Origin of the sequence: Bacillus sp. REN3 (assembly GCF_017912555.1) — a bacterium.
In the GTDB taxonomy this organism is placed as follows: domain Bacteria; phylum Bacillota; class Bacilli; order Bacillales; family Cytobacillaceae; genus Mesobacillus.
Window position 1 is genome coordinate 1 of record NZ_JAERSD010000095.1, and the last position, 220, is coordinate 220.

Consider the following 220-nt stretch of genomic DNA (forward strand, 5'->3'; position numbering starts at 1 on the left):
GTGCCGGCGAGAGGAATTGAACCCCCAACCTACTGATTACAAGTCAGTTGCTCTACCAATTGAGCTACACCGGCATTATGAGTGAAAATATTCAGTTCTCAGCCTGAACGTTGAAAGGTCGTCCTGATCTCGGAAAGTCGAAGCAAGTAGCAGCTCGATCAGTACGCTGAAGCTTTTTCAGGAAGTTCATCCGGACGTGCTCTACCAATTGAGCTACACC

At 48.2% G+C, this 220-nt stretch carries 1 tRNA gene; it reads right to left on the minus strand.

From position 1 onward, the window contains the following. Position 1: 1 nt before the first annotated feature. A tRNA-Thr gene (locus tag JJQ88_RS21115) sits at positions 2 to 74 on the minus strand. Positions 75 to 220 lie beyond the last annotated feature (146 nt).